8 protein-coding genes are annotated in these 8102 nt (G+C 68.3%); 4 read left to right on the forward strand and 4 right to left on the reverse strand.

Annotation, left to right across the window (positions count from 1 at the left end):
* Window positions 1–368 (reverse strand): arginine deiminase family protein (locus VMD50_RS14815; protein ID WP_325428497.1); only part of this gene is annotated, 368 nt, incomplete at its 3' end.
* A gap of 70 nt (window positions 369–438) precedes the next feature.
* On the opposite strand from VMD50_RS14815, the gene VMD50_RS14820 reads away from it, so the two are divergent.
* The gene (locus VMD50_RS14820) at window positions 439–1035 is read left to right on the forward strand and encodes an alpha-ketoglutarate-dependent dioxygenase AlkB (protein ID WP_325428498.1); all 597 of its coding nucleotides are present in this window, start codon (window positions 439–441) and stop codon (window positions 1033–1035) included.
* A gap of 51 nt (window positions 1036–1086) precedes the next feature.
* Here the strand turns inward: VMD50_RS14820 and VMD50_RS14825 are convergent, their stop codons facing one another.
* From VMD50_RS14825 to VMD50_RS14835, 3 genes are read right to left on the reverse strand one after another with little or no spacing between them, the layout of a single operon-like run.
* Entirely contained in the window at window positions 1087–1740 is a 654-nt protein-coding gene (locus tag VMD50_RS14825; protein ID WP_325428499.1) for a DUF5642 family protein, read from the reverse strand.
* 27 nt (window positions 1741–1767) lie between these two features.
* A complete protein-coding gene (locus VMD50_RS14830) occupies window positions 1768–2436 on the reverse strand; it encodes a DUF5642 family protein (RefSeq protein WP_325428500.1) in 669 nt (222 codons plus the stop codon).
* 6 nt (window positions 2437–2442) lie between these two features.
* Window positions 2443–3387 carry a GNAT family N-acetyltransferase gene (locus tag VMD50_RS14835; protein ID WP_325428503.1) on the reverse strand — a complete coding sequence of 315 codons (945 nt, stop codon included), beginning with the start codon at window positions 3385–3387 and terminating at the stop codon, window positions 2443–2445.
* Between the two features lie 1092 nt (window positions 3388–4479).
* On the opposite strand from VMD50_RS14835, the gene VMD50_RS14840 reads away from it, so the two are divergent.
* The 3 genes from VMD50_RS14840 to VMD50_RS14850 all read left to right on the forward strand — a co-directional run.
* Window positions 4480–5649: a threonine aldolase family protein gene (locus tag VMD50_RS14840; RefSeq protein ID WP_325428501.1), complete on the forward strand. Its 1170-nt coding sequence runs from the start codon at window positions 4480–4482 to the stop codon at window positions 5647–5649.
* On the forward strand, window positions 5646–7463 hold the full coding sequence (locus VMD50_RS14845; protein WP_325428502.1) for an FAD/NAD(P)-binding protein: 1818 nt from the start codon (window positions 5646–5648) through the stop codon (window positions 7461–7463). Before VMD50_RS14840 ends, VMD50_RS14845 begins: the two co-directional genes overlap by 4 nt.
* A 4-nt stretch (window positions 7464–7467) precedes the next feature.
* The coding region (locus VMD50_RS14850) for an ATP-grasp domain-containing protein (protein ID WP_414686072.1) at window positions 7468–8102 on the forward strand (635 nt) is incomplete at its 3' end.

The following is an 8102-nucleotide window of genomic DNA, read 5'->3' on the forward strand; positions in this document are numbered from 1 at the left end:
GTCAGGACACTGGCCAACCTGACGGGTTCCAGGCCACGCAGGTAGGCCGAAAGCCGTTGGGCCAGCGGAACTCCGAGACGACGCGCATCCACCGCGGCGGCAACGCCCTGCATCCTCGCGGCCCCGCTGTGGCTGAGGGCCTCGGTCAGCAGGTCGGACAGCAGCAGCACCTCGACGCCGCGTGAACGCAGCAAGTCCGCGAACCGGTCGTGCTCCTCCTGTGCCCGCGCCACCCACGGGAGCCCGTCGAACAGCAGCTGGTCGTTGTTGCGGGGGTTGAGGCGCAGCAGCTCGCCGCCGGGGCGGTGCAGGATGACCACCCGCAGCGGGCCCACCTCGGAATTGGTGCCCAGCTCGACAACAGCCACGCAGGAAACGGTAGCCGGTCGCCCCGCCGGTCCCCGCTCGATCGAACGGGTGTGCGATAAACTGGTGGCCGTGGGCATCGCGGTACAGGGCTCGCTGTTCGAGCACACCGAGCGCAGGGAGCTCGGTGAGGGCGCCTTCATCGAAATCCGCGCCGGCTGGCTGACCGACGCCGATGGCCTGCTCGTCCAACTGTTGTCGGCGGTGCCGTGGCGGGCCGAGCGCCGCCACATGTACGACCGGGTGGTCGATGTGCCGCGGCTGGTCAGCTTTCACGACCTGACGATCGCGGATCCTCCCCATCCGCTGCTGGGGCGGCTGCGGCGCCGGCTCAACGACATTTACGCGGGCGAGCTCGGCGAGCCCTTCACCACCGTGGGATTGTGTTGTTATCGCGACGGCTCCGACAGCGTCGCCTGGCATGGCGACACCATCGGGCGCAGCAGCTCGCAGGACACCATGGTGGCGATCGTCAGCCTCGGCGCGACGCGCACGTTCGCGATGCGGCGACGCGGCGGCGGCCCGTCGCTGCGACTGCCCCAGGCACACGGCGATCTGCTGGTCATGGGCGGCTCGTGCCAGCGCACCTGGGAGCACGCGGTACCCAAGACGTCGGCGCCGACCGGTCCGAGGGTGAGCATCCAGTTCCGCCCGCGCGACGTGCGCTAGTGGCGATCACAAGCGCGGCGTAGCCGGGCGCCGTGGGTCGCCACCATCGACCTAGCTGCGGACCGCGGCCACGCCCTTGACGAGCAGGTCGCGGGCACGCTGGGTGTCGATCTTGGCGACGGGTTGGTCCGGAATGACCAGCGGGTTGGCGATGACGATCACCTGGTAATCGCCGAATTGAGCCGAGTAGTCGTACAGCTCGCCGGTGCGGGCTCCCCCGGCCACCACCGCCTGCAGCACACGGTGCACGCCCGTAGTGCGGGCCCCGTCGATGTGCGGCCCCTCGATCACCTCGATGCCGCCCCGCAGCCCGGCCCCGACGAACGCGACCTTCGTGCAGTCTTTCCCGGGGTCGTTGTACGGCAGGGCTTTTGAGGTCTCGATGGCGATGACGACGAACCGATTCCCGTTGCCCTCGGCGGAGACGGCGGCCATGTTGCCCTGCAAGTCGGGCGGCATGTCCGGCCCCACTGCCACTTTCGCGCAGTTCGCGGGATCGAACGTCAGCCCGTCGGGCAGCTTCCGGGCCGAGAGCAGCTTGGGATCGATCGCCCGCTCGGAGATGTCGGCGACCTTGTACTCGGGCCCGAAACTGGACTTGACGTCGGCGACCTTGCCGATGTCGGCCCTCACAGCCGGATCGCCACCCGATGAGCAGCCGGCGAGCACGCAGACGGATGCGGTCGCGAGCAACACCTTGGACATCGTGGCCAATCTACCCAACGTCGAGGCTCAACTGCGCAACGTGGACACCGTTTTGACCAGCAGATCGGCGGCAAATCGGGACGGCAGCGGCGGGATCGCCGAACCCGGGTCCGTGGTCAGCGTCGTGAAGGCGTAGTAGTTGCCCAGGTACGCGGTGAAGGTGTATGTGCGCGAGTCGATTTCGGTGCCCGACTCGACGGATGACTTGGCGTCGGCCACCATGCCGAGGGTTTCAGCGCCGTCGATGTGCGGGGCGTCGACGAGACCGACGTTGGCCGCGGTGTGCCCGTCGCTCATGGTCCACCGGGCGCACGCCGCCACGACGCCGCGGTCGAGATCCACCGGTCCCGGCAAAGCCACCACCACGGCGTCGACGATGCCGCCGTTGCCCGAGGCGGAGAAGCCCTGGGCGGTTTGGTCGCGTCCGCTCCCGGGGTCGGCCAGTGCGGCGCAATGCGGCGGGTTGGCCCGCGCGTCGGCTTCGAGGCTCCAGATCACTTTCGGCGAGGCCCCGCTTGGGATGCCGGTGGTCACCTCGTAGTCGGCCGGCAGGTCGCGTACGACCCGCTTGATGTTGGCGGGGTTGACGGCGGTGTTGCGGGTCGTCGTTGCTGTGGGTGTCGACGGTGGGGGCGCGGGCGAATGCGCGCATGCGGCCAGCAGCACCATGAACACACCAATCCCGAACGGCCGCACGCCCGTTCAGCCGACCGCTTCGATCACCTGGCGGGCGACGCGCTTGATCTCGCCGGCCATATGCCGGCCGAAGCCCAGCCGGCGCGGCACGTCGATGACGGTGGTGATGACGCCGACGTCCTCGCGCTGCCAGACCGCGCCGTGGTGGTCCATGATCGCGCGCATCGGCACGTTATCGGAAAGCATTCGCGCGGAGAACCTTTCGACACCATCGACCCTGGCCGCGATCGACAGCGCGCCGATCAGGAAGCTCCCGATCCCCCGGCCCTGATAGGCGTCGGCGACGGTGAAGGCGATCTCGGCAACCGTCGGATCCTTCTCGTCCCGAACGAAGCGGGCGTCGGCCACCGGGTCCTCCCCGTCGGTCACCACCCAGACGAAATGGTCGACATAATCGACCTCGGAAAGGTAGTGCAGCAATGCCGGGGTGGGAATGCGGGCCGTCATGAACCGCCGATACAGCGTCTCGCTGGAGAACTGGATGTGGCCGTGGACGGTCCGCTCGTCGTCGCCGGGCAGGACCGGGCGCAGCATCAGGTGGGTCCCGTCGCGGACCCGTATCGGGATCGGCGTGATGTAGGTGGCCAGACGCTGGCGCACAGTGCGCAGCAGTCGCGGCATCACCCCGGGGAGGTGCACCATCCGGGTGAAGGCGTCGTTGTCGCCGATCCAGCCGGTCAGCGGCTCGGCAGTCGTGACCGTCGCGATTCGCGGGATGTTCCGCAATAGCGCGATCTCGCCCACGATCGTGCCCGGTGATACCTTCCCGGCGATGACCGTGCCGTCGCTGTCTACGCGCTGGATTTCGGCGGTGCCCGAGGAGATGAGCAGGAACGAAACGGCCTGCTCGCCCTGCTGCATCAGCACCTGGCCGGCCGCGGCACGCAGCGGTTGGAGGCGGGCCGCCAGCGGCACCAGGTCCTCGATAGCGCACCCCTCGAAGATGTCCATCGTCGCGAGCTGATCTGCTCGTGCGCCGGTCAGTTCGGCCACCGCGATATCCCCGCCGATCCATGTCGCCAACTACTGCGCCAGGTCGGACACCCTGCGCGCGGTCGGATGTTGCTCAGGTTATGAGGTGTTTTCCTGACGCGGCAAGGACGGCGTCGCGCATACCGTCCCCCACGGCTCGACTGGGACAGATCTAGTCAGCGTCTGCCTGGGCTGCGGTAGGAAGTCGACGACAACCACGACGATCGAGTCGATCGCGTTGCGGGCGATGACTTCAAATTGTGGGTGCTCATCGTGGGCAGGCACAGCCACCGTGGAATCGCGATCGCCACGATGAGACCTCGATCGTCCGACCCCGGAATCTTGAGCCTGCGCGAAGGAGTTGCCGTGCAAAGCGGCTCAGCTGAGCCGTCGCCGGCAAGACGCGGCGCTCCCGCGCGAACCGCAGCGCCACAGTCACAGGCCACCCAAACCGAGCAAAACCGCACGTCAGACGGGCTCAAAAGCAGTGACTCCGGGCTGGCTTACAGGGTCTCGTTAACGTCATAGCGAATACCGCGCGCGTTGCAACGGTTTGTATCATTCCAGATGTATGTATATTGGCCGTTGAGTGTATCCCTGGTTTGGCCTCGTGTTTCGGGGAGGCCTTCGCCGTTCATAGCCAGGCAGGCCCAGACCCTGATGACGTCGCTATGCCTGCCGGAGTGCACATGCTGCCCGCCTGGCGTCGTCATCTGAACCTGACCCAGGACCGTGGGACGCTGCTCGCGGCAACGGTCCGCGCCGCGCGCTCACGCAGGTCGGGGCGGATATCTCCTCGGCGACGAACTCCTGAGGAAACCGTAAGGTCTGTTTACTACCGAGTTTTCCGGTTGTACTCATGCTTTCTGCATGAGGATAAACTGTCCGTCTGCGATAAGCTTCTGTTATCGTCTTCAGGTATGTAAACTGCGAGTCAGGTGCATCATCGGTATAACCCGCACCCTCGCACTCAAGCGTCGGCGGAACACCCGGGTTGGGCTGCTTCCGTGAGGAGGAGGACATGTCGTTGGTGACCACACAGGCGGAGACGCTCGGAGAAGGTGCCGGCATATGAGCGCTGTCCCGATGGAGGTAGTCGCGCCGGTGGAAAGCGCCACCCGCTCCTTCACCAGCGACAACACCGCCGGTGGTGCACCCGAGATCATGGCAGCTGTGGCGGCGGCAGCCTCCGGGCAGGCAGCGCCCTACGGCACCGACAGTTGGAGTTCGAGCGCACGACGCCGCTTCAGCGAGATCTTTGATTGCGACGTCGATCTGCTTCCCGTTTCCACCGGCTCGGCGGCGAACGCATTGAGCCTGGCCACGCTGACCCCGCCGTGGGGCAGCGTGTTGTGCCACCGCGACAGCCATATCAACAACGACGAGTGCGGCGCACCGGAGTTCTTCACAGCGGGCGCCAAACTCATCGCCCTGGGTGGGGATAACGCGAAGATCGACGCCGGCGAGCTGCGCGCCGCGGTGCACCGCAAGGTCGGAGACGTGCACAGCGTGCAACCCTCCGTGCTGAGCCTCACCCAGGCAACCGAGACCGGCGCGGTGTATACCCCCGCCGAGATCGGACACCTGGCCGGCATTGCCAAGCACGCGGGCCTGCGCGTTCACATGGATGGCGCCCGCCTCGCGAACGCCGTCGCCGCGTTGGGCTGCGACCCCGCCGAGCTAACCTGGCGCGCCGGCGTGGACATGCTGTCCTTTGGCGCCATCAAGAACGGGAGCATCACCGCCGATGCGATCGTCGTCTTCGACCGCTCTGTGACCACCGAGCTCAGCTTCCGGGCCAAGCGAGCCGGACAACTCGCCGCCAAGATGCGTTTCGCCGCTGCCCAACTCGACGCCTACCTCACCGACGATCTGTGGCTGCGCAACGCCTGGCACGCCAATGCCATGACAGCGCGGCTCGAAGAGGGGCTGAAGTCCATTCCCGGCACTCGCCTTGAGGGCACGCCACAGGCGAACATCCTGTTCTGCCGCCTGCCCCAGCAGGTCATCGACGGACTTCTGGACCAGGGTTACGGCTTTTACCACGGCCGCTGGGAGCCAGGTGTCGTCCGTTTCGTCACCTCCTTCGCCACCACCACCCACGATGTCGACGAGCTGGTACTCGCGGTCCGCCGACTCACCGCGACCGTGGTCGAGGGAAGCCGGCCTAAACGGGCTCGAACGCAGAGATCAGCCAGCGGCCGCCGATCCGGGGTTGCGTGTGTGGGAGGCGTCCGATGATCGAGATGGCCATCGTGGGGCTCGGCGCGTGGGGCCTGTGCGTCCTGGAGCGGACCGTGAGCCGGGCCCGGCGGACAGGGAGGCCGGTGCGGGTGCACCTGGTCGAGCCCTCTCAGCTCGGAGGCGGGGTTTATTCCGCCGAGCAGCCCGACTTCCTGGTGCTCAACAACGCCTGCGGTCAGCTCTCCCTCTATGTCGCCCCCGACGGGGATGCCCTTCCCCCTTACGCCGTGGGCCTGCACCCATGGGCGGTCGTCCGCGGCTACCGCTGGGTGGGTTACGAGTGCCGCATCGGCGCCGGGGGCGACCCCATTCTGCCCACCGACTACCTGCCCCGGCGGTTGATGGGCGAGTACCTGGTCTGGTTCTACGACACGCTGGTGGCCTACGCCCCGCCCAACCTCGAGATCGTCCGGCACTACGCGGCGGCTATCGACATCTCGCCGGCCCTCCACGGGCGCGAGGCGGTGCTGCTCGACAACGGCACCACCCTCAGCGTCGACCACGTGGTGCTGACCTCGGGGCACACCTGGAATCACGAGCGCGGGGCCGACGGGGGCGTGCAGTACCTGCAGCCCTACCCCGTCGAGTCCCTCGACCAGAGCGCTCCGGCCGGATCCTCGGTGGCCGTGGCCGGCATGGGCCTGGTCAGCTTCGACGTCCTCACCGCCGTCACCATCGGACGAGGCGGCACCTTCAAGGACCGGTGCGACCGGGCCGACCGCATGCGGTACGTGCCCTCGGGCCGGGAGCCGACCATCACCCTCTACTCGCGCTCGGGCGCGCCGTACTGCGCCAAGTCGGCAACCGGCGTCGACCCCTACGGCCAGTACCAGCCGGTGGTATGCACCCCCGAGGAGTTCGCGGCGCTGACCAATCCGGGCGGGTCGCCGGTGCGGCGCCACGTGGACTTCCGGGCCGAGCTTCTACCGCTCATCTTCGCCGAGATGCAAGCGCGCTACTACATACAAGCCGCCTCGCTGGCCGGGGGCGACGTCGAGTCGACCGACGTCCGCACCGTCCTCCGCCAAGGCTGGGTCGACGGGCACTACGAGAAGGTCGTCGACGGTCTCGAGCCGCGCTACGGGCGCTTCGACCCGGCCACGCATCTGTTCGCCGGGTCGGACCGCGAGTACACGTCGGCCGCCGACTACCAAAGCCAGGTCTACGACATGATCGAGGACGACCTCACCGAGGCCCTGCGACCAGGGGGGAGCCCGGTCAAGGCGGCCCAGGAGGTGCTGCGCATCCTCCGGGACCAGCTGCGTTCGGTCATCGAGTTCGGTGGTCTCTCCCTTGACTCCTACGTCGAGTTCCAGGCCAACGTCCGGGGCCGCATCAACCGCCTGGAGGCCGGCGTGCCACCCATGCGCTCCCAGCAGCTGCTGGGGCTGCTCGACGCCGGAGTGGTGCGCATCCCGCTCGGACCTGACCCGGCGTTGGCCCGCTGCCCCGACGGCGTCCGCCTGAGCTCCACGGCCCTCGACGAGCCGACTGCCATGACGGTCGACGGGGTGGTGCGGGCCTATCTCGACATGCCCTCGCTGGCCCGGTCGGGCTCGCCTCTACTCAACCGCCTCTACGCCAAGGGAAGGCTGACGCAGCTCAGCTACGGTGACACGCCCGTGGGCAGCGTGGCCATCAATGAGGACTTCCACCCCTACGACACCGAGGGCCGGCTCCAGCCCAACATCTCCCTGCTGGGCGTGCTCACCGAGGGGGTGCGGTATTTCACCCACTACCTGCCCTCGCCCCGCAGCCGCCTGCGGGCCGTCTACGACGCCCAGGACTGCGTCGAGGCCGTGATCGGCTGAGCACATGACGGATTCCACGACCGGACGGGCGCGGCCGCTGGTGGCGGTGGGTTACGGGCCGCGTTGCGTTCCCGTGATGCAGCTGGCCGAGGCGGCCGCCGGCCTATGCGACCTGCTCTGGATGGTCGACACGGCCGTGCCGGGGATGGGCGAGATGGCCGGTCTCCTCAACCGGTTCGGTCCCGTTGTCGATCTCGAGGGCATGAGCGCCGAGCAGGCGGTCAAGGTCCTGGCCGACTGGGAGCCCGACGGCATGACCACCTACCTCGACGCCGGCATGGTCGAGCTGGCCCGTGTGGCCGAGGGGCTGGGCCTCCCCTTCCACAGCCCGGCGACCGCCGCCGCCCTCACCGACAAGGCCCGCCAGCGCCGGGCCCTGGCCGACGCCGGCCTCGACGTGCCCCCCTGCCACCCGATCCGCCCCGACCAGTCCGAGCCCGAGCTCTCGGCCGTCGAGGCCGAGGTGGGCTGGCCCGCCGTCCTCAAGCCCCGCTCGGCCCAGGGCAGCCGCTACACGTTCCTGGCCCGCGACGGTGCCGAGCTCGAGAAGCTGCTCGACACCCTCGGGCCGGGGCGCCCCGACATGGTCCTCGAGGGTTACCTGGCCGACGATCCGGCCCGGGCCGGCGACCCCTACGC

The sequence above is a fragment of the Mycobacterium sp. genome (assembly GCF_035506235.1).
Classification (GTDB): Bacteria; Actinomycetota; Actinomycetes; order Mycobacteriales; family Mycobacteriaceae; genus Mycobacterium.